At 38.3% G+C, this 19,603-nt stretch carries 21 protein-coding genes; 12 read left to right on the top strand and 9 right to left on the bottom strand.

Translation table 11 applies throughout. From position 1 onward, the window contains the following. Positions 1 to 114: 114 nt before the first annotated feature. Positions 115 to 1,332 (top strand): serine hydrolase domain-containing protein, encoded by a 1,218-nt coding sequence (locus RM573_RS17215; RefSeq protein ID WP_311585018.1) that lies wholly within the window; start codon positions 115 to 117, stop codon positions 1,330 to 1,332. Between the two features lie 38 nt (positions 1,333 to 1,370). Then, the gene (gene arfA / locus RM573_RS17210) at positions 1,371 to 1,583 is read left to right on the top strand and encodes an alternative ribosome rescue factor ArfA (RefSeq protein WP_311585015.1); all 213 of its coding nucleotides are present in this window, start codon (positions 1,371 to 1,373) and stop codon (positions 1,581 to 1,583) included. Between the two features lie 81 nt (positions 1,584 to 1,664). Here arfA and RM573_RS17205 read toward each other — a convergent pair whose 3' ends face one another. The 5 genes from RM573_RS17205 to cyaY are packed head-to-tail and all read right to left on the bottom strand — an operon-like array spanning position 1,665 to position 6,308. Further along, complete coding sequence (locus RM573_RS17205) at positions 1,665 to 2,861, bottom strand: heme biosynthesis HemY N-terminal domain-containing protein (protein ID WP_311585010.1); 1,197 nt, start codon at positions 2,859 to 2,861, stop codon at positions 1,665 to 1,667. Then, entirely contained in the window at positions 2,861 to 4,282 is a 1,422-nt protein-coding gene (locus RM573_RS17200) for a uroporphyrinogen-III C-methyltransferase (RefSeq protein ID WP_311585005.1), read from the bottom strand. Before RM573_RS17200 ends, RM573_RS17205 begins: the two co-directional genes overlap by 1 nt. Further along, positions 4,275 to 5,042 carry a uroporphyrinogen-III synthase gene (locus RM573_RS17195; RefSeq protein ID WP_311585000.1) on the bottom strand — a complete coding sequence of 256 codons (768 nt, stop codon included), beginning with the start codon at positions 5,040 to 5,042 and terminating at the stop codon, positions 4,275 to 4,277. Before RM573_RS17195 ends, RM573_RS17200 begins: the two co-directional genes overlap by 8 nt. Continuing rightward, positions 5,043 to 5,975, bottom strand: coding sequence for a hydroxymethylbilane synthase (gene hemC / locus RM573_RS17190; protein WP_311584994.1), 933 nt, complete (start codon positions 5,973 to 5,975; stop codon positions 5,043 to 5,045). Positions 5,976 to 5,987: 12 nt separating this feature from the next. Then, entirely contained in the window at positions 5,988 to 6,308 is a 321-nt protein-coding gene (cyaY, locus tag RM573_RS17185; protein ID WP_311584988.1) for an iron donor protein CyaY, read from the bottom strand. A gap of 111 nt (positions 6,309 to 6,419) precedes the next feature. On the opposite strand from cyaY, the gene RM573_RS17180 reads away from it, so the two are divergent. The 7 genes from RM573_RS17180 to RM573_RS17150 are packed head-to-tail and all read left to right on the top strand — an operon-like array spanning position 6,420 to position 13,661. Continuing rightward, entirely contained in the window at positions 6,420 to 6,581 is a 162-nt protein-coding gene (locus RM573_RS17180) for an LptM family lipoprotein (RefSeq protein ID WP_311584985.1), read from the top strand. Positions 6,582 to 6,583: 2 nt separating this feature from the next. Then, on the top strand, positions 6,584 to 7,831 hold the full coding sequence (gene lysA / locus RM573_RS17175; protein ID WP_311584983.1) for a diaminopimelate decarboxylase: 1,248 nt from the start codon (positions 6,584 to 6,586) through the stop codon (positions 7,829 to 7,831). 32 nt (positions 7,832 to 7,863) lie between these two features. Next, positions 7,864 to 8,694: a diaminopimelate epimerase gene (gene dapF, locus RM573_RS17170; protein ID WP_311584979.1), complete on the top strand. Its 831-nt coding sequence runs from the start codon at positions 7,864 to 7,866 to the stop codon at positions 8,692 to 8,694. Beyond that, positions 8,691 to 9,416: a DUF484 family protein gene (locus RM573_RS17165; protein WP_311584977.1), complete on the top strand. Its 726-nt coding sequence runs from the start codon at positions 8,691 to 8,693 to the stop codon at positions 9,414 to 9,416. The genes dapF and RM573_RS17165 overlap by 4 nt, the downstream gene beginning before the upstream one ends. A gap of 17 nt (positions 9,417 to 9,433) precedes the next feature. Then, complete coding sequence (locus RM573_RS17160; protein WP_311584973.1) at positions 9,434 to 10,165, top strand: HAD-IA family hydrolase; 732 nt, start codon at positions 9,434 to 9,436, stop codon at positions 10,163 to 10,165. A 43-nt stretch (positions 10,166 to 10,208) separates the two neighbouring features. Continuing rightward, positions 10,209 to 12,398: a DNA helicase II gene (uvrD, locus tag RM573_RS17155; protein ID WP_311584970.1), complete on the top strand. Its 2,190-nt coding sequence runs from the start codon at positions 10,209 to 10,211 to the stop codon at positions 12,396 to 12,398. A 15-nt stretch (positions 12,399 to 12,413) separates the two neighbouring features. Further along, complete coding sequence (locus tag RM573_RS17150; RefSeq protein WP_311584967.1) at positions 12,414 to 13,661, top strand: diguanylate cyclase; 1,248 nt, start codon at positions 12,414 to 12,416, stop codon at positions 13,659 to 13,661. 93 nt (positions 13,662 to 13,754) lie between these two features. Here RM573_RS17150 and rarD read toward each other — a convergent pair whose 3' ends face one another. Further along, the gene (gene rarD / locus RM573_RS17145; protein ID WP_311584964.1) at positions 13,755 to 14,684 is read right to left on the bottom strand and encodes an EamA family transporter RarD; all 930 of its coding nucleotides are present in this window, start codon (positions 14,682 to 14,684) and stop codon (positions 13,755 to 13,757) included. Positions 14,685 to 14,800: 116 nt separating this feature from the next. After that, on the bottom strand, positions 14,801 to 15,256 hold the full coding sequence (locus RM573_RS17140) for a thioesterase family protein (RefSeq protein WP_311584961.1): 456 nt from the start codon (positions 15,254 to 15,256) through the stop codon (positions 14,801 to 14,803). Positions 15,257 to 15,411: 155 nt separating this feature from the next. Here RM573_RS17140 and recQ point away from each other — a divergent pair, with 155 nt between their 5' ends. Then, positions 15,412 to 17,190 carry a DNA helicase RecQ gene (recQ, locus tag RM573_RS17135; protein ID WP_311585094.1) on the top strand — a complete coding sequence of 593 codons (1,779 nt, stop codon included), beginning with the start codon at positions 15,412 to 15,414 and terminating at the stop codon, positions 17,188 to 17,190. Between the two features lie 95 nt (positions 17,191 to 17,285). Here recQ and RM573_RS17130 read toward each other — a convergent pair whose 3' ends face one another. Continuing rightward, a complete protein-coding gene (locus tag RM573_RS17130; protein ID WP_311584958.1) occupies positions 17,286 to 17,585 on the bottom strand; it encodes a c-type cytochrome in 300 nt (99 codons plus the stop codon). 136 nt (positions 17,586 to 17,721) lie between these two features. Between RM573_RS17130 and RM573_RS17125 the strand changes: the two genes are divergently transcribed. Then, positions 17,722 to 18,021: a DUF3630 family protein gene (locus RM573_RS17125; protein WP_311584954.1), complete on the top strand. Its 300-nt coding sequence runs from the start codon at positions 17,722 to 17,724 to the stop codon at positions 18,019 to 18,021. Position 18,022: 1 nt separating this feature from the next. Beyond that, complete coding sequence (locus RM573_RS17120; protein ID WP_311584951.1) at positions 18,023 to 18,505, top strand: 2-thiouracil desulfurase family protein; 483 nt, start codon at positions 18,023 to 18,025, stop codon at positions 18,503 to 18,505. On the opposite strand, the gene RM573_RS17115 is transcribed toward RM573_RS17120, so the two are convergent. Then, positions 18,480 to 19,490 (bottom strand): GGDEF domain-containing protein, encoded by a 1,011-nt coding sequence (locus RM573_RS17115; RefSeq protein WP_311584948.1) that lies wholly within the window; start codon positions 19,488 to 19,490, stop codon positions 18,480 to 18,482. The two genes, RM573_RS17120 and RM573_RS17115, sit on opposite strands and share 26 nt — an antisense overlap. Between the last annotated feature and the right edge of the window lie 113 nt (positions 19,491 to 19,603).

Genomic DNA, 19,603 nt, shown 5'->3' with positions numbered 1-19,603 from the left:
AGAAGCAACATGTAATATTTTAAGCCACCTTTATTAGGTGGTTTTTCATTTAATCTGGATTACTTTTTAAACCAAGCCAAAAGAGAGCGCAAAAAGTTAATGTTTTATACGCCAATGTCAAAACAACGATTAACGTTTAGCACCTTGTTGCTTTTCCTCGGACTAGTGTCAGTTTCTGGCTGCGGTGGTGGCAGTAGTAAGAGTACTAATGTAGGGAATAACATAGATAACGCGCCCGTTTTACAAGTACCTGCAACCGGTGAAGCAGGTGATGGTCGCTTAACCGAAATTATTGAATATTTGCGTATTGAATCAAATTTACCCGCATTAGCGGGAGTATTAATTTACGATGGTGAAATAATAGAGCTTGGTGTGAGTGGTCGCAGAGCAATCACAAGTGACAACGAAGTGACACTCGAAGATAAGTGGCATATTGGCTCGCTGACTAAATCGATGACATCAACACTGGCCGCTAAGTTAGTTCAAGAAAATATCATACAATGGCATACCACGATTGCAGAAGTATATCCTGAATTGTCTGACAGCATGCAATCGCAGTATGTATCGGTAAAGCTTTCTGAGTTACTTTCACATACCGCAGGCTTTGAAGAAAATTTACCGAGCCTTGCCAATTACTATCAAGATAATGACGAGATCACTATTCAACGACAAAAGATGGTTGAAGAAGCATTAATGCTTCAGCCAAATAATGCTCGAGGAGAATTTCACTATAGTAATTTAAGTTATATGGTGGCGGGTGCGATGATGGAAAAACTTACAGGGCAAAGTTGGGAATTGCTAATAAATAATTATGTTTTTCAACCACTCAATATGACAAATATCGGGTTTGGTGCGCCTGATATTGAAGGTGACTTTCAACAGCCAGTTGGCCATAGCCAATCAGGAAATAGTTGGCAAGCGGTTATGGTAACCGACAGTGAAATAGCAGATAATCCACCCGTTATTGGCCCAGCAGGAACTGTGCATGCAAGCTTAACTGATATGGCACGTTATCTATCGGCACATTTAACGGGCGCAAGAGGAGAAAGTGTTCACGGTTTTCTAAGTGCGGATATGTTTGCAGTGTTGCATCAAGATACCAGCGGCACAGGCTATTCGTTAGGCTGGGGGATCAATGATGGTGTACTAATACATAGTGGTAGTAATACAATGTGGTTAGCAAAAGCCGTTATTCGACCACAAAATAATACCGCGATTTTTGTAGTAACCAATGCCGCAGATCTAGTCTCTAGTGATAGCAAAGCCGTTATTGCTACCGATAAACTTATTGAAGAGATAAGAAAGCGAGCTAGTTTGGTTTATGGGGATTGATGATTTAACAATATAATGTTCAAAACAGGAAAAATAGAATGAGTAAAAGTAAACGTAGTAAAAAATCTACGCCAACGAGTCAAGCAGACATTGGACGTGGTTCCATTAACGATAATTTTTTAGCCGCAATCGTGACGTCTAAAATGTACAAGTTACAAGTTGTGAAAGCGAAAAAAGGTAAAGGTTCTTTCCAGCGTAACGACAAACACAAAGGAAAAAGCAAGCAAGACTCTTATTTAATAGCCGTTTAACTATTTATCATTTAATGATGATTAAGTGTTTATTAAATAAGAGTTTTCGTTATTTTTAATATCGCTAAAAAAGAAAATAAGTTAGTGGTGTTCAACCACTAACTTATTCAACACTTCAATTGCTTTTGTTAACTCATTTTGCTTTTCAAGCACGTGAGCAAAGGTAATTAAATCAACCCTATCATATTGCTCACCTGCTAAATGTACCAGTGAATTAAACGCTTTTTCAGCCATGGACCATTGTTGTGAATTTGCGGCTAAATGCGCTAAACAACTTAACCATTGCGCATTGTGTTTATCATGATGTAAATGCTTTTGAACCGCTTGTATTAATTCATCTGACGAAGTTAAAGGTAATCTGCGCATTTGCTTTAATAGCTTTTCATTCGCCCCTTTTTTGATAACCGGTAGCAAAATTTTACTTAATGGCTGAGTAATTTGGTTTTCTGCTAATACACGGCAATAGGCAAAAACTACTTGCTCGCGCTGTTTTATTTTTCTGCCGAGATTGTTCCAATAGGTATTGAGTGCTTCACTATTTTGTTGCTGTATTTGTTCATTAAAGACACCAAAAAATGCAGTGGCTTCCCATTGTTCAATCGTGTCATTTGTGATGGTTTTACTTTTTCTTGCAGCAATTAATTGTTCCACGACATAACTAAAGCGATTTTCAATCAAACTCAAGGTAATTTCTTGGGCGAGTAATCTATCATCATGACCAATATGTTTATGATGGTTATCAATTAACTGACGAGCTTGGCCGTACTCTTCATTGTCAATCAATAGCTGAATAGTCACTAACACAGACTCTAGACCAACATCTTTAAGGTTTTCTTGATTGTGAGCTAATTGAGCGAGATAGTGCTTTGTGTTGGTTGTTAAACCTTGTTTATTAGCGGCACTGGCTGCTAATAAATAGGCAATTTGTTCAAAGTGGCTTGGCTCGGCACTTTTTACCAATAAATGCTCTGCTTGTTGATGATCACCAAGAATATAGGCCGCAATGCCCTTCTTTAAGTTTCGTAACGCTCTACGTTGGCTGGCAAAAGCAAATTTATTCCATGCGCCTAGGCTTAAATTAAACCCGCCTCGTATGACTCTAATGATGATAAGCAAGATAATAAATAGCGTGACTAGCATTAAGGTTGCTGTCACAACCGTAGATTCAATTGTTAGGTTGCCAAGCGCGATTAAAATGTAACCCTTTTCACCTATTAGCATAGGGCTAATGGCAATCGCAGCAAAAAATAAAATTATAAGTAGGATAATCCGTTTCATTAGGCATCCTCTAAAATAGTTTTTTGCTGAGTTTCTTTTTGCGTTTTAGGAGCTTGCTGACTTGGTTGTATATTATCTTTCTTGACAGGTTTCTCAGGAAGAGTCTCCTTTGCTCCCTCTTCAGAAATGGTGGTTTGTTGAGGACTATTTGTTGAATTTTCGTCAATCACATTTTCTAAAACGGTTGTTTGCGACTTATTTGCAATAATGTGACGAATGGCACCCAAAGCACTTAACTTGGTTGGGTAATCATAACTGATAGTTTTATCATTGAGCAGTTGAATGTTTTGATAAAATTTTGCGGTTTCAAGGTGCCCCAAATCAAAATAATCACTCAACCATTGTGAGATATCTGCTAATGTTTCAGTGAATAATAAGGACTTTTCTTCACTAGCAGCCCATTGCGCTTGTTGTAGTTTTAACGCTAAATTTTCTTTCAAATGTTGTTGATTTTTTGCTGACATTAAAGGTTCAACATTACCTTCTCTGCGACGAACGGTAATAAAATCGGCTAAAAATCTTTGCCAAGTTTTCGATAGATTACTTTGCCAATCAGCAGTATTTTCAGATAACTCTAAACTTTGCTCTTGATTGTTGCTGTCTGGAATTTTTGCCATCGCAAAACTTAATTGTGGAATTTGTTTGGTCAAAGCTAATAATGACAAGATCACTTCTTCAGTTTCTAAGGCGGGCATCAGTTTTAAAGCGACAGTGTCTTCTCGAATAAGCTGTCGAATCGGTAAAAACTCAGGATTATTTAATTCTTTAATGCGAGCATCGGCATCTTGTAATAAATTGATGGCTGCCGTTGTGTCATGCTCTAACCAGATAGTTCTACTTGCAATACGAATTAAATATTCCGCTTCATGAATTAACCAATCGCTTGGTTGATTTTGTTTCAGTGCCTCGAGTTGTGTTGTTAATTGTGTAATGCGGTCTTCGCTTTGCTCGGTAATGGCGCTAAGTTGATTATTTACTTGTGCTTCAATGGCTGATTTTTGTTCTGAAATCAATTGATTAATACGTTGTTCGCTAGCAGTGTTCAGAGTAATTAATTGTTGGGCAATAGCATCACTTTGTTGTTTATTTTGCTTGTCATGTAAATAATGTACACCCCCAACCCCTATGATGGCGATTATTGCGATTAATAAAGCAACAATTGCGGTTTTAGATTTTTTATTTTCGAACGTTTGAGTTGCTTTCATTTTTCTAGTAGCCGTTGAAGTTGAGCTGTGTTTTGGTGCTGCGCTTGAACGTTTGTCGGATACAGAACTTGAAGCTGAGTCTACGTTGGTAGAGTCAGTGGTTTGGTTGAGACTTGCAGCAATTTTAGCTAATTTATCTTGCGTACTCTCATCAGAAGGCGATGATGACGCTGTTGCTGAATTTTCACTGTCTTTAGGTTTATTAGTGTCAGTCATTCTTTGATTCCATGTTCAGCAAGGTTGAGATAATTGTTTGATTATTTGCACTGTGCGCGTTAACAATATTTTTTAAACCTAGTTGCTTGGCGGTATGTGCGATACGTTCACTTACTACTAGCCATAAGCATGTGTTTTGCCAGTAATTATCGGTAACGTCTATTAATTCTACTACACGTTTTAATAAATCGTTACTAGTAATAATAATAGTATTAATATTTTCCTGTTGCCAAAGGTCAAGGTCTTGTGAAGAAAGTGCTAACCATTCGCGTCGGTAACTCTCTAAGTATTCGACATCAGCGCCTCTAATACAGAGTTGTTCAGCAAGAAATTCACGCCCACCATCACCTCGAACAATTAAAATATTTTTATGGTTTTGCTTGATCTGAGCTGGGATAAATTGAGGTAAAGCTAAAATACCTTCACTGTTATGTAGTTCAGGGCAAATCGCTTGAATACCTAACGTGGTTAATGCCGTTAAAGTTTTTTTACCAACGGCGACTATCAACTGCTTACTATTAATCCAAGATGATAACGAAAATGCTTGATTGGCATATTCAACGGCCGCTGCACTGATAAAAATAACTATGCTCGGTTGAAGTTTTTCAACTTGCTCAGCAATGGCTAACTGACTGGTATTTAGGCGATAAGTGAATAGCGGTTGGCATAGAGAAGATATACCAACCTCATTAAGCGCATCTTGTAATGCTAGGCCTTGTTGTTGTGGTCTTGTGATCGCTACCTTGAACGGTTTTGACATTTACTGCTGCTCGTAAACCTGTTTTAAAATTACATCAGCACCTTGCGCTAATAATTTTTCAGCAAGTGTCAGGCCGAGTTGTTCTGCGTCAGCAATATCTCCCGTAACATTATCCGTGATGATTTTTGACCCATCTACCGCGCCGACTAAACCACGTAAATACACTTGCTTGTTATCTATGACGGCATAACTGCCAATGGGTACTTGGCAACCACCTTCTAAAGCACGGTTCATCGCACGTTCAGCCAGAACCCGAATGCGAGTTGTTTCACAGCCGAGCGGCGCAAGCAATGCTTTGATTGTTTGATCATTGGTTCGACACTCAATACCCACCGCACCTTGCCCATTAGCAGGTAGCATGACCTCAGGTTCAATAAATTCTTGAATACGCTCAGGCATTTTTAAGCGGATCATGCCTGCTGCTGCTAAAATAATGGCATCGTAATCACCCTTATCTAATTTCGCTAAACGGGTATTTACATTGCCGCGTAAATCACGAATGTCTAGATCAGGACGTAAGGCTTTAATTTGACATTGGCGACGTAAACTCGAAGTACCAACTATCGCGCCTTGGGGTAATTCATCAAAACTGTTAATTGTGTTTGAAATAAAGGCATCACGTGGGTCTTCACGCGGGCAAATTACTTCTAAGCCTAAGCCGTCAGGAAATTCCACAGGTACATCTTTCATTGAATGTACGGCAATATCGGCACGATTTTCTAACATGGCTACTTCAAGCTCTTTAACAAATAACCCTTTACCACCAACTTTCGCTAAAGGCGTGTCTAAAATCACATCACCTTTTGTGGTCATTGGCACTAATTCAACTTGAATATCAGGATGAAAGTGTTCGAGTTTGGCTTTAACATATTCAGCTTGCCATAACGCTAGCGCACTTTTACGGGTGGCAATGCGTACCGTTGTTTGAGTCATGTTTTTTCCTACTTATTCTGCGTTAAGCGTTAATTGAGCTTCTGCTTGGGTGCTGACAGCTTGCGAGATAAATGACCAAAATTCATCACCACCACGTTTATCTATCCACTGGTCATTTTCAAAGTGAAAATGGTGACCATTAAATTTCGTTGCCACCCATATTTCATGTAATGGTGCTTGTTTGTTAATGATGATTTTAGATGCGTTTTTAAAGGTTAAGGTTAACATGCCGCCAACACCTTCATAGTCAATGTCGACACCACAATCTTCAATAGCCTCTTCAAGTGCTAATAATAAGTCTTCGGCCATGATGTTATACTGTGAATCGTTCATTTATTCGCCCTTTTGAGAAAAACTTTATCGATAAGTTTGGTTTAGCTTGTAATCTATAGTCATTGGATTATAAAACGTCTATCATGGGAAAAAAATCGAATTAATCAAAAAATGCGTAAACAAAATTCAATTATTTTCGGTTGTTTATTGATTTTGGCGAATATATCCGGTTGTGGTATGTCTGGGCCATTATATCAACCCTCTGAAAAACAAGCGAATAGTTCATCAGAACCCAGTAGCCAAAACCGTCCAACCGATCAACAGGAACCGTAGTTGTGGATTTTTTTAATTATAACGAAAATCAGTTATATGCCGAAGAGTGTAGCGTTACCGATTTAGCGAAAACACACGGCACGCCTTTATATATATACTCACGTGCAACCATAGAACGTCATTGGCATGCTTTTGACCAAGCGGCTGGCGATCGTCCTCATTTAGTGTGTTATGCCGTAAAAGCCAACAGTAATTTAGCGGTCTTAAATGTAATGGCTCGGTTGGGTTCTGGTTTTGACATTGTTTCTAAAGGTGAGTTAGCGAGAGTTCTGCAAGCGGGGGGCGATGCGAGTAAAGTGGTGTTTTCTGGTGTTGGTAAAAAATCAGATGAAATTGCATACGCGTTAGAAAAAAACATTCATTGTTTTAATGTTGAGTCAGAAGCTGAACTTGATCGAATTCAAGCCGTGGCGAAGCAATTAGGTAAAAAAGCACCCATTTCATTACGGGTAAACCCAGACGTTGACGCAGGCACTCATCCTTATATTTCAACAGGCTTAAAAGAAAATAAGTTTGGTGTCAGTATTGAAGACGCCTATAAAATTTATGCAAAAGCTGCTGAGTATTCACATATTGTTGTTAAAGGTATTGATAGCCATATTGGTTCGCAATTAACAGAAATACAGCCATTTTTAGACGCGTTAGACCGCGTACTTTTGCTGGTTGATAACTTAGCTGAACAAGGGATCAAACTTTCACATATTGATGTGGGTGGCGGTTTAGGGGTTTGTTACGATGATGAACAACCTCCTCATCCTAATGAATATGCCAAAGCCATTGCAAGTAAACTTGAAGGACGAGATATTTCTCTGATCTATGAGCCTGGTCGTGCAATTATGGCCAATGCAGGCATATTAGTGACAGAAGTTGAGTTTTTAAAAACCAATCAAGATCGCCATTTTGCAATTGTTGACGGAGCCATGAATGATTTAATTCGTCCTTCGCTCTATCAAGCATGGCAAAAGATTATTCCCGTTAAAACAAAATCGAAAGTAGCACCTAAGATTTATGACATTGTTGGTCCAGTGTGTGAAACCGGTGACTTTTTAGGAAAAGCGCGTGAATTAGCAATTGAAGCAGGCGACTTATTAGCGATTCGTTCTTCAGGTGCTTATGGTTTTACTATGAGCTCTAATTACAACAGTCGACCACGTGCTGCAGAAATTATGGTTGATGGCGAAAATTCGTATGTTATCCGTCAACGTGAATCCCTTGAAAGCTTATGGCAAGGTGAAAACGTATTGCCTTAACCCTCTAAATGAGTGGTGAATGAGAATAGTAAATGTTAGTAAATTTTTCGAAAATGCAGGGTTTAGGTAACGACTTTTTAGTGTTAGATAATGTTACCCAAAATGTTTATTTACCCAATGATCAAATCCGTCAATTGGCGGATAGAAACTTTGGCATTGGTTTCGACCAATTATTAGTGGTTGAGCCGCCATATGATCCCGATTTAGACTTTCATTACCGTATTTTTAATGCAGACGGTAGTGAAGTGAGCCAGTGTGGCAATGGCGCTCGTTGTTTTGCTCGTTTTGTTCGAATGAAAGGCTTAATCAATCGTAATAAAATTCGTGTGTCTACACATGCGGGTAAAATGACATTATTTATTGAACGCGATGGTAACGTTACCGTGACTATGCCTGTTCCTCAGTTTGAACCAGCGAAAATCCCATTTTCTGCTCAAAAAGTAGAAGGCACTTATATTCTTCGCAGTGAAGAAGACACGGTACTTTGTGGTGCCGTTTCAATGGGGAATCCCCATTGTGTTTTAACCGTTGACGACGTGTTGACCGCGCCAGTGAACGAGTTAGGAGCGAAATTAACTATTCATGAACGTTTTCCTAAAGGGGTTAATGTTGGTTTTATGGAGGTGGTTTCGCCTGAATATGTCAAATTACGCGTTTATGAACGTGGTGCGGCCGAAACTTTAGCTTGTGGCAGTGGCGCTTGTGCCGCGGTGGTCATCGGCCAAGTTCAGAAAAAATTAGCCAAGCAAGTGACCGTAGAACTACCAGGCGGAAAATTACGTATTTATTGGAAAGGACCAGGAAACCCCGTGAAGATGACCGGGCCTGCCGTACATGTTTTTGATGGACAGATACAATTATGAGTAACGAAAAAGAACAAGCAGTCACTGCAGAAATGTTAGCAAATCAACAACTACTGCAAACCGAAGAAATCACCTTGTCAGACGATATTATTGTCAGCTTTTTAGAAGAAAATCCTGAGTTTTTTAATCGTCAGCCACAATTAGTGACCAGTTTGCGTTTACATGATAATCAACGAGGGACAGTGTCTTTGGTTGAGCGTCAACAACAGCAACTTCGTCAAAAAGTGCATGGTTTAGAAGAAGAAATAACCCAATTAATGGCAATTGCTAACCAGAATGAACAATTATTTGCCTTGTATAGTGATCTATATTTGCGCTTGTTAGATTGTCATTCTGCTGATGAATTGCTTGATTGCTTATATCAAGCCACAACTGAGTTACTATCTTTATCTGATTTTAAATTATGGCTTAATCAACCAGTCACATTAGCGCACAGTTGTTTAATTGATAAAGATTGTGGCGGGGTCTTACAAAATCGCTTAACGAAAGATGAGTATTATTTCGGGCGTATCCAACAAAGTGAACAAGAATTAGTGTTTTCAGAGCAATGTGAAGGCTCAGTGGTTTTGATCAAGCTTGTGCATCATCAACAAGTAATTGGCTTTTTAGCGATAAGCAGTAAAGACGCAGAGCATTTTGATCCGAGAATGGATACCTTATTATTAAGCCAGTTTAGAAAATTGGTAGCTAAGTTACTGTATCAACATCTATTTGTAGCCTAAAGCTGCTTATTATTGCAATGCGTTTTTATCGTCGACTCACCCCCATTAAAGCGATCAGTTTTGATTTAGATGATACGCTATACAGTAATTTTCCGGTGATGATGGCAACTGATGCTAAAATGATCAGGTACTTTGCACATCAATTACCGGATCACCCGAATGGCGAGTATGATTATCATTTTTGGTACACTTTTCGAACGCAAGCACTCAATTTAGACGCAACATTATCTCATGATGTTGGGGCATTACGCTTACAAAGTTATTATTTAGGTATTCAATCATTAGGGTTTTCATCAACTGTCGCGATGAACATGGCAGAACAAGCATTAAGCTATTTTGTAAAGCAGCGCAGTAATTTTACCGTGCCTGAGCCTGTTCATCATTTACTGAAACGATTGAAAAAACAGTGGCCTATCATTGCGATAAGTAATGGCAATGTCGATACTAAGGCCATTGGTATTCATCACTATTTTGATGCGATATATCATGCAGGTGCACATCAAGGGTTGCAGTTAAAACAAAAGCCAGACGCTGATATGTTTCAACGTACTTGTCAGCAATTTAATATTCAACCCGCTCAGTTGTTACATGTGGGGGATTGCGGTGTCAATGATGTCTATGGCGCTATACGTTTTGGCTGTCAAACGGCTTGGGTGTCTAGTTATGATGTGGGACAGCCAATAACTGCTTTACCGACAATGGAATTAACTGATGTTGTTGAATTACAGCGACTGATAACCAGTATATAATTACCTTACTTTCTTTTAATTTTTTATTTCGAGTTTTTACCTTATGGACGTATCAGAATTACTTGATGCATTAAACGACAAGCAACGTGATGTTGTTGCTGCTCCTTTGCAAAATATGTTGATTTTAGCGGGCGCTGGCAGTGGTAAAACTCGTGTTTTAGTACAAAGAATTGCATGGCTGATGAAAGTTGAACATGCTTCTCCTCACAGTATTTTAGCGGTAACTTTTACCAACAAAGCTGCGGCTGAAATGCGTGCTAGGGTTGAACAAACTGTCGGCGGTAATATTCATGGTATGTGGATTGGAACCTTCCATGGATTAGCGCATCGTTTACTGCGAATGCATTTTCAAGAAGCGAACTTACCCCAATCGTTTCAAGTTTTAGATTCTGATGATCAACTTAGGTTAGTGAAACGAATTATTCGTGCGTTAAACTTAGATGAAAAGCGTTGGCCTGCCAAACAAATGCAATGGTATATCAACGGTAAAAAAGATGAAGGATTACGTCCTAAACATATTGAAACCCATTATGACCCGACAGAAGAAACCTTTGTAAAAGTTTATCAAGGTTACCAAGACGCATGTGATCGAGCGGGGTTAGTCGACTTTGCTGAACTTTTATTGCGAGCGCACGAATTATGGCTAAATAACCCTGCACTATTACAGCATTATCAACAGCGTTTTTCACACGTGTTAGTGGATGAATTTCAAGATACTAATGCGATTCAATATGCGTGGCTAAATATGCTGGGCCGCGAGCAAAGTAAAGTCATGATTGTCGGTGACGATGATCAGTCTATTTATGGCTGGCGTGGTGCAAAAATTGAAAATATTCAGCGTTTTTTAAAAGAATTTGAAAATGCTCAAACGATCAGGTTGGAACAAAATTATCGTTCTACAGCAAATATTTTAACCGCAGCTAATCAGTTAATTGCCAATAATAATGGCCGATTAGGCAAAGATTTATGGACGAAAGACGATGCTGGCGAAAAAATTTCAGTGTACACCGCCTTTAATGAAATAGATGAAGCACGTTTTATCTCCGGTAGAATTACTGAATGGTTAAAACGAGATTTATCATCCAGTGATGATTCTTTAGATGATGTGGCCATTTTATATCGTAGTAATGCTCAATCGCGTTTATTAGAAGAAGCTTTATTACAAGCGAAATTACCTTATCGAATTTACGGTGGTTTGCGATTTTTCGAACGCCAAGAAATTAAAGATGCCTTGGCTTATTTACGCTTGATCAATAACCGAGATGACGATGCGGCTTTTGAACGAATTATAAACACACCAACGCGTGGTATTGGTAATACTACGGTTGCCTTAGTGAGAGACGCTGCGCGTAGCCTTGAAGTGACGTTGTGGCAGGCATGTCAAACCATGTTACAAAACAACGAATTAAAAGGTCGTAGTGCTAAAGTTATTCAAACCTTTGTCGACTTAATTGATCAATTGGAGGATGATTCTGGTAATCTGGATTTAGACCAACAGGCAAACTTTGTTATTCAGCACAGTGGTTTAAAAGCTATGTATCAAGCTGAAAAAGGCGAACGTGCTGAAGCGAGAATTGAAAACTTAAATGAGTTAGTCACGGCTTGTCAAACGTTTGAAATGGATCCTGAACTAGAAGATGAGCAAAGCCAGTTAACTGGATTTTTAACGCATGCAGCGCTAGAGTCAGGAGAGTCGCAAGCCGATGATTATGAACCTGCCGTACAACTGATGACTATGCACTCAGCGAAAGGCTTAGAGTTTAAGTTGGTGTTTATTGCTGGTCTTGAAGAAGGCATGTTTCCTTCGCAGCAATCGGTAGAAGAAATTGGTCGATTAGAAGAAGAGCGACGCTTATGTTATGTTGGTATGACACGGGCAATGGAAAAGCTATATTTATGTCACGCAGAAAGTCGTCGTTTATATGGGCAAGAAAAGTATCATAAACCTAGTCGATTTTTACGTGAATTACCAAGTGAATGTGTTGATGAAATACGACTGCAAAGCCAAGTATCTCGACCTGCAAGTACCGGACGATTTGCGAATACAATTACATTAGAGTCTTTTGATAATTCAGGCTTTAAGTTAGGACAGTCGGTTTTACATCAAAAGTTTGGTGAAGGTGTGGTATTAAATTATGAAGGCAATGGCGCACAAAGCCGCATTCAAGTAAATTTTGCAGAAGTAGGTAGCAAATGGTTAGTAGTAGCCTATGCTAATTTACAAGCGTTATAAAAATATGTAGGTAGTATGTCAAAAAATCTTTTAGTGGTTGAAGATAGTAAAGCCATCGTCAGTATCATTAAAAAAATTGGTGAGTCGCTAGGCTATATCGTCACCGTTGCGGTAAGTCACGCTGAAGTGAAAAAACTTTTGCAAAGTAAAACTGAATTCTTTGCAGCTACAATTGATTATGCCCTGCCAGATGCTGAAAATGGTGAGGCGATCGAATCGATACTTTCTCATGGTATTCCTGGTGTTGTGATGACCGGCAGAATGGATGATGAAACTCGCCAAAAAATTCTTGCTCAGCCTGTTATAGATTATATCCCTAAAGAAAATAGCCAAGCTTTTATGTATTTAAAGCGTATTTTATATTGGCAAAGTGCCAACATTGGCATAGGCGTGCTTGTCGTTGATGATTCTCGTACGGCAAGAAATCATATTCATGAGTTATTACAAAGACGAAATTTTACTGTCTATGTGGCTGAAGGCGGTGAACAAGCGCTAGAAATTATAAAACACCAAAATGATATTAAAATGGTGATCACTGATCTTGAAATGCCGAACATGGATGGTATTGAACTGACCAATGAAATAAGAAAGCGGTATAACCGTGATCAAATGTCGGTAATCGGCATATCAGGGGCTGATAACGTAAATTATTCTGCTCGCATTATTAAAAACGGTGCTGATGATTTTATTCGCAAACCATTCTGTCCTGAAGAATTTTATTGTCGGATAACGCAACATATTGAAAATTTACACAATATCGAAAGAATTCGTAAAGCAGCCAATACCGACTATTTGACAGATCTGCCAAATAGACGCGCCTTTTTTAAGGAGGCCAAAAGCGCGCTTGAGTCCTATGCGCAACAAAAAACGGTTTATGGCTTAGCAATGTTAGACATTGATTATTTTAAAAAAGTTAATGATACCTATGGTCATGAAGCCGGCGATCATATTTTAAAAATGTTAGCCCATGAAATGAGAAATCATTTTAACGGATGTTCACTTGCTCGATTTGGCGGAGAGGAGTTTGTCATTTTATTATCAGGGGCAGATCAAGGGCAAATATATAATCAATTGGACGCTTTTCGCGAAGCCATTGCAACTGACGAAATTAATCACGAAGCGCATCAAATTAACGTTACTGTGAGTGTTGGTGTTATTTTTAATAGTGTTTTAAGTATTGAGGAACAACTAAACCAGGCCGATGTAGCACTCTATAACGCCAAAGAAAATGGTAGAAATCAAATTGTCATTTATGACCAATAAACAACAATGATTTAATACGTGAGTTTTTCGGGAGCACGATGCCCTGAGTTATTTTGTTAAATGTATCAAGTAACTGATTTTTACCCCCCTTATCTATAAATCTTTCGCTGTTTGTAATCCGGCTAATTTTCTCTTTTGTTTATGCGCTTTAAACGAATCAATACTGTAAATAAATAGCGCCGCCCAAATAAAGCCGAAGGTGATCAACTTTTCTATCACTAATGTTTCATGATAATAGCTGATAGCGAGAATAAACATCATACTTGGACCAATATATTGGAAGAAACCGACGGTTGATAGGGTTAAGCGTTTCGCAGCCGCCGTGAAGCATAATAATGGTGCTGTGGTTACAACGCCGGCAAAAATCAGTAGTGTATTTAAAGACACGCTATTGTTGAACATATTCGTGGTGCCACTACTGACAAAAAACTGCCAATAAATTAAGGCAAAAGGTAACATTAATGCCGACTCAAGTAATAAGCCAATAAATGAGTCAATCGAAAGTTTCTTACGCAATAGTCCGTAAATTCCAAAAGTACCGGCTAAAGCGAGGGAAATAATAGGTAAAGATCCTATGTAAACTAATTGTATTAATACTCCGATGATGGCTAATGCCACCGCAACTATTTGCCATTTTCGTAATCGTTCGCCTAAAAAAATCACGGCTAAAGCCACGCTGAATAGAGGGTTGATAAAATAACCTAAACTTGCATCTAATAAATGATCATTATTAACTGCCCAAATAAACAGGAACCAATTTACCGCGAGAAAAGTTGCGGTGATTGAGAGCTTCACGAGCACTTTTGGTTGTTTAAGTATGCTAATAAGTGCAGGCAATTTTTTAGAGGCAAGAATGAAAATAAACAATAAAAGACAAGACCAAACAATGCGATGAATCATGATTTCATCGGGAGAAACTTCCTTAATAAGCTTAAAATAAATAGGCGCTAACCCCCAAAGGAAGTAAGCGCTTATAGCATTGAGTACACCGTTACGTGTGTCGTTATTTGGTTGATTGTTCATAAAAAGTATCGAAAACTAGCGAGTGATCTTTATGATAACATGAGGATGACTCGTAACGACTTATCATCTTGATATAATTTAATAAAGCAGATGTAAACTAAAGTGCACTTTAGTCGTTAACCTACCATGTAAGTGCCTGTTCCAAAGGCGATATGGTCATTTTTTTCATTATGTAATTCCATACGCGCAACCGCCACTTTACTCCCACTTCTGATAATACGAGCCGTTGCTATAAATACTTCTCCTTTCCCGGGAAGTAAAAAATCAGTTCTGAGATCAATGGTGCTTAATTTACGTAAATTATAATGAATATTTTCAGGGGATAAATTATCTAATTGTTCAATGATATTTGCAGCTGCAACAACACCACCCGCTATATCTAATACTGTGGCGGTTACACCACCGTGGAGGATTTTTTGGATCGGGTTACCAATGAGTTTATCCTGCCAAAGAAACCTGACTTCAGATTGCTCTTTATCGAATTGCTGAATCTCTAAACCAAGTAAACGATTAAACGGCATATCATTATTCCAAAAATTTATGATTTGCTGGTAAATATCTTTTTTTTCCATAATCTATCTGGTCTGATGAGTTGTATTCAGAGGATAACACTGAATGAATCAGAAATAAATTTTTCTTATTGCTCGTTCATTCAGGTAAAATACGGCAACTTACAATTGAAGATGAAATTTCGTTGACAAACCTTGCGCAAAACTCCCCTGATACTATGTTACTTGACAAGCTAAAGCATTATTTTGGTTACACCTCTTTTCGCAAAGGTCAGCAAGAAATTATCCAACAAGTCTTACAAGGTAAAGATAGCCTTGTGTTAATGCCAACAGGGGGCGGGAAGTCATTATGTTATCAATTACCTGCCACTATTTTCTCCGGTATTACTATTGTTATTTCGCCCCTTATTGCTTTAATGAAAGATCAGGTCGATGCGCTTAAACGACAAGGAATTAGCGCCGCCTATGTTAATTCAAGTCTTGAGCAAAGCGATATTAATCAAATTTTTCAACAGTTAGCAGCTGGCGAAATTCAACTTCTCTACATAGCACCTGAGCGTTTAAGTAATTATTACTTTATGCAAGGTTTGCATAGTTTACCGATTCAATTATTTGCCATTGATGAAGCACATTGTATTTCACAATGGGGCCATGATTTTCGACCCGCATATACGCGATTAAATATTATCAAAGAGCAATTTCCTGATATACCTGTACTTGCCTTAACCGCAACGGCAGATGTCACTACTCGGAAAGATATACTGCAACAATTAAATTTAACTGACCCTTATATACACTTAGATAGTTTTGATCGACCCAATATTCGGTTAACCATGGCAGATAAATTTCAAGGAACGCAGCAAATTATCAGTTATGTAAAAAAACGAAAAAATGACTCTGGCATCATATATTGCAATAGTCGCTGGCAAGTAGAAAAGCTGGCGAAATCAGTGGCTGAGGCAGGGATAAGTTGCGCCGCATATCATGCGGGCATGGAAGTTGAAATAAGAAACACTGTGCAAGAAAGTTTTGCCAAAGACAATATTCAAGTGGTGATTGCCACGGTTGCTTTTGGCTTAGGGATCAATAAATTAAATGTTCGTTTTGTTATTCATTTTGAACCACCTAGAACATTAGAGTCTTATTACCAAGAAATTGGTCGAGCTGGGCGAGATGGTTTACCTGCAGAAGCGCTATTTCTCTATGATGAAAATGATGCGCAACGAATTAATAAGCGCATTGAGCAAGGGGAAAATCTGCAACGAAGGCATGTTGAAATTCAACGTTTTAGTGCAGTTACCGGCTTTATAGAAGCACAAACGTGTCGGAGGCAATTAGTATTAAATTATTTTGCCGAATACACGCAAACGGGTTGTGGAAATTGTGACATCTGTTTAGATCCTCCAAGTCAATTTGATGGTCTTGAAGCGGCCCAAAAAGTGTTGTCATGCGTTTATCGTATAAACCAACAAGGTGGTGTTGAGCACACAATTAGTGTGTTACGCGGACAATTAACAGAAAAGATTAAGCAACAAGGCCACGATAAAGTATCAACCTTTGGGATTGGTAAAGATAAAACATTGAGTTATTGGCATGCGATTATTCGACAACTCATTCATCTTGGTTTTTTACAGCAAGACATCGCTAACCACTCTGCCCTTTGTTTAACCCAAGCATCTCACTCTATCTTAAAAGGTGAGCAACCTTTGTTGCTCGCCACTCCTCGTTTACAAAAAGCGAGTTATTGGCGTAAAACGGCAGAAACATCGAACTATGATCGTAAGCTCTTTGCCAAGTTACGTACCTTGAGAAAAGAAATTGCCGATGCAGAAGATATTCCACCTTATATTGTATTTAACGATGCAACGTTATCTGAGCTTGCCAAATATCAACCAGTGACAAGCCATGAAATGTTAAATATTAACGGCATTGGTGATACGAAATTATCAAGATACGGTCAGCCTTTTTTAGCTTTAATCAAAGAACATGTAAATTAAGCGCTTAATTCATGAGTCTCAATACGAAATGATTAAACAGTTGAGCATAAAAAAAGCGTTCAAAAGAACGCTTTTCTTGAACTTAACAAGAGCAATTATTTTAAGCTTGAGTAGTAAGCAGCAAGGTTAGCAATATCGTCATCAGATAAAGGCATTGCCATCGCACCCATCACTGGATCTTTACGTTTGCCTGCTTTGAAGTCTTTTAATTGTTTAGCAATATAAACTTCTTTCTGACCCGCTAAGTTAGGGTACATAGGAATTGCTGAAATACCTGCTGCGCCATGACAGGCCGCACACGTACCTGATTTAGCTTTTCCAGCATCCACATCACCAGCAAATGCAGGAGACGCAATCATCACTGTAGCTGCAATAGCCAAAGTAAGTTTTTTCATAACGTTATCTCTCTTAGTCAATTTAAAATTTTTATAGCTCTTTCTCGATTATATGAGAAAAGAGCGAAACTGTCTTAAGTTTTTTTGTATTATATGCGGGAAAAAGCAAGTTTATTGATATTGGACAAGCAATTACGTGAATATAGAATTTACCTGTAAAGCAATCGCTTCGACAGCGATTATTGTAGACTGCCACTATGATTGGTCACAAGACGACTTAACATCAATGGTTGAGCGATATTTTCAGCAATATGTCATTTTACAAAAAGTAGAATACTCGCAAGGGGCTGATTTAGCATCCGTAAGATTTAAATGGCAGCAACATGATTTTACATTAAACTTTGAATGCTACAGTCAATCTATTTGGATTGAATGCCCTGAGCATGATAGTGCGGCATTATTAGCCAAATTGTATCAGTTAATGAATCTGAAATAATATGATAAAAATATTAGTGAGTGCGTGTTTTCTCGGTGAAAAAGTACGGTACGACGGTACGAGCCAACAGTTGTTAAATCAAAGCTTATTGAGCTGGATACACAACAAACAAGTCGTCAGTTTTTGTCCTGAAATTGCGGGCGGTTTGCCTGTACCAAGACAGCCCGCTGAAATTCAAGCTAAGAGTCAACGTATCTTAACTTGTGATGGTGTTGATGTTTCAGCACAATTTAACAAAGGTGCACAACGTGCTTTAACCCTTTGCCAACAACATCATATTCGATTTGCACTGTTAAAAGAATCAAGCCCTTCTTGTGGAAGTACCACGATTTATGATGGCACATTTACGCAAGAAAAAATGAGTGGAGAGGGAGTTACAACTAAGCTTTTAAGACAACATGGTGTACGGGTATTTTCAGAGAAAAATATAACGGCTTTAATTGCTGAACTCGCTAGTTTTAGTGAGAAACCATCACCGCATTAGCGCCACTTCGTTGCATATCAGTGACTAAACTTCGGGTATAATTGATCACCGTTTGAGCGTTTTGAGAAACTTTAAAATCATTTACGCCTAGAGAGACTGTCATTTGTGGGAGTCTTATACCTGATTTACTGCTTACAAAGCGTAATTTTTCAACACCTTGACGTATCTTCTCCGCTATTTCACCTGCCACGGTGCGTTCAACTTCCGGTAATAAAATTAAAAACTCATCTTGCCCAGAGCGAATAGGCAAGCCACTTTCACCAACATAACTTCCAACTTTATTGGCAATTTTTGACAGAAGTACATCGCTGATTAAATTACCAAACTTCTCGTTTACATGTGCTAATTTATCAACACTGACAACAATAGCGGCGACATGCTTATGGGGGTCTTCAGTGGTCCATTGATCTAAATGTTTGTTTAATGCTTTACGGTTATATAGGCCAGTCAGTGGGTCAAGGTATATTTCTTTTTTGACTTCTTCTAATTCACTTTGCAAAGACAATGATTGTTTTTTCGAAATCAATAATTGCTTCGCGAGCTGTTGTTGTTTTTGCTTAAATGATTTTGAGGCATTTTCAATTTGCTGGATAGCATGGTTGATTTTTTGGCGATTATTGGATTTTAAATGAGTAACACTGTCGTCAATCTTTTCAATTAAACCGTTGGCATATTTTACCGAATGTTGATTACTGCTTTGAACATCGGTAATTAACTCATCAATATCGGTGATAATATCGTCTCTAAAACTTCCTTGCCCTAAGACATGCAGCTGAAAAATTTCATTAATAAAATAATTATCGAGTTTTTTACCAAGACTTAAATGTTGTTTTATTTGAGAGATTAGCGCGGAATTTTTTTTATTAACAAACTCGTAACCAACGGCATAATTTATTGGCGTGGCAGGCAAATGCCAAAGCTGTAATTGTTTGATAGCTAAGGCGAGCTTTTGATCTGCTTGTTCAATGGTGTCATGATGCTTCACTACTGCCAAACCTCTATTTAATACTACAGTTTTATTATTTTTATTAAGGTTATTCTCTAGTAATTTTATATAAACTTCTATAGTAAATTCCCAATAATTATTAATATTTTGTT

The organism is Thalassotalea castellviae (genome assembly GCF_031846185.1).
Taxonomy (GTDB): domain Bacteria; phylum Pseudomonadota; class Gammaproteobacteria; order Enterobacterales; family Alteromonadaceae; genus Thalassotalea_H; species Thalassotalea_H castellviae.
This window is presented reverse-complemented; position numbering and strand designations above follow the sequence as displayed.

What these genes read in the sequence shown, in the direction of transcription:
- RM573_RS17215 (WP_311585018.1), top strand. Translation starts at nt 115, where the DNA reads ATGTCAAAACAACGATTAACGTTTAGCACCTTGTTGCTTTTCCTCGGA.
- arfA (WP_311585015.1), top strand. Translation starts at nt 1,371, where the DNA reads ATGAGTAAAAGTAAACGTAGTAAAAAATCTACGCCAACGAGTCAAGCA.
- RM573_RS17205 (WP_311585010.1), bottom strand. Translation starts at nt 2,861, where the DNA reads ATGAAACGGATTATCCTACTTATAATTTTATTTTTTGCTGCGATTGCC.
- RM573_RS17200 (WP_311585005.1), bottom strand. Translation starts at nt 4,282, where the DNA reads ATGACTGACACTAATAAACCTAAAGACAGTGAAAATTCAGCAACAGCG.
- RM573_RS17195 (WP_311585000.1), bottom strand. Translation starts at nt 5,042, where the DNA reads ATGTCAAAACCGTTCAAGGTAGCGATCACAAGACCACAACAACAAGGC.
- hemC (WP_311584994.1), bottom strand. Translation starts at nt 5,975, where the DNA reads ATGACTCAAACAACGGTACGCATTGCCACCCGTAAAAGTGCGCTAGCG.
- cyaY (WP_311584988.1), bottom strand. Translation starts at nt 6,308, where the DNA reads ATGAACGATTCACAGTATAACATCATGGCCGAAGACTTATTATTAGCA.
- RM573_RS17180 (WP_311584985.1), top strand. Translation starts at nt 6,420, where the DNA reads ATGCGTAAACAAAATTCAATTATTTTCGGTTGTTTATTGATTTTGGCG.
- dapF (WP_311584979.1), top strand. Translation starts at nt 7,864, where the DNA reads ATGTTAGTAAATTTTTCGAAAATGCAGGGTTTAGGTAACGACTTTTTA.
- RM573_RS17165 (WP_311584977.1), top strand. Translation starts at nt 8,691, where the DNA reads ATGAGTAACGAAAAAGAACAAGCAGTCACTGCAGAAATGTTAGCAAAT.
- RM573_RS17160 (WP_311584973.1), top strand. Translation starts at nt 9,434, where the DNA reads ATGCGTTTTTATCGTCGACTCACCCCCATTAAAGCGATCAGTTTTGAT.
- uvrD (WP_311584970.1), top strand. Translation starts at nt 10,209, where the DNA reads ATGGACGTATCAGAATTACTTGATGCATTAAACGACAAGCAACGTGAT.
- RM573_RS17150 (WP_311584967.1), top strand. Translation starts at nt 12,414, where the DNA reads ATGTCAAAAAATCTTTTAGTGGTTGAAGATAGTAAAGCCATCGTCAGT.
- rarD (WP_311584964.1), bottom strand. Translation starts at nt 14,684, where the DNA reads ATGAACAATCAACCAAATAACGACACACGTAACGGTGTACTCAATGCT.
- RM573_RS17140 (WP_311584961.1), bottom strand. Translation starts at nt 15,256, where the DNA reads ATGGAAAAAAAAGATATTTACCAGCAAATCATAAATTTTTGGAATAAT.
- recQ (WP_311585094.1), top strand. Translation starts at nt 15,412, where the DNA reads ATGTTACTTGACAAGCTAAAGCATTATTTTGGTTACACCTCTTTTCGC.
- RM573_RS17130 (WP_311584958.1), bottom strand. Translation starts at nt 17,585, where the DNA reads ATGAAAAAACTTACTTTGGCTATTGCAGCTACAGTGATGATTGCGTCT.
- RM573_RS17120 (WP_311584951.1), top strand. Translation starts at nt 18,023, where the DNA reads ATGATAAAAATATTAGTGAGTGCGTGTTTTCTCGGTGAAAAAGTACGG.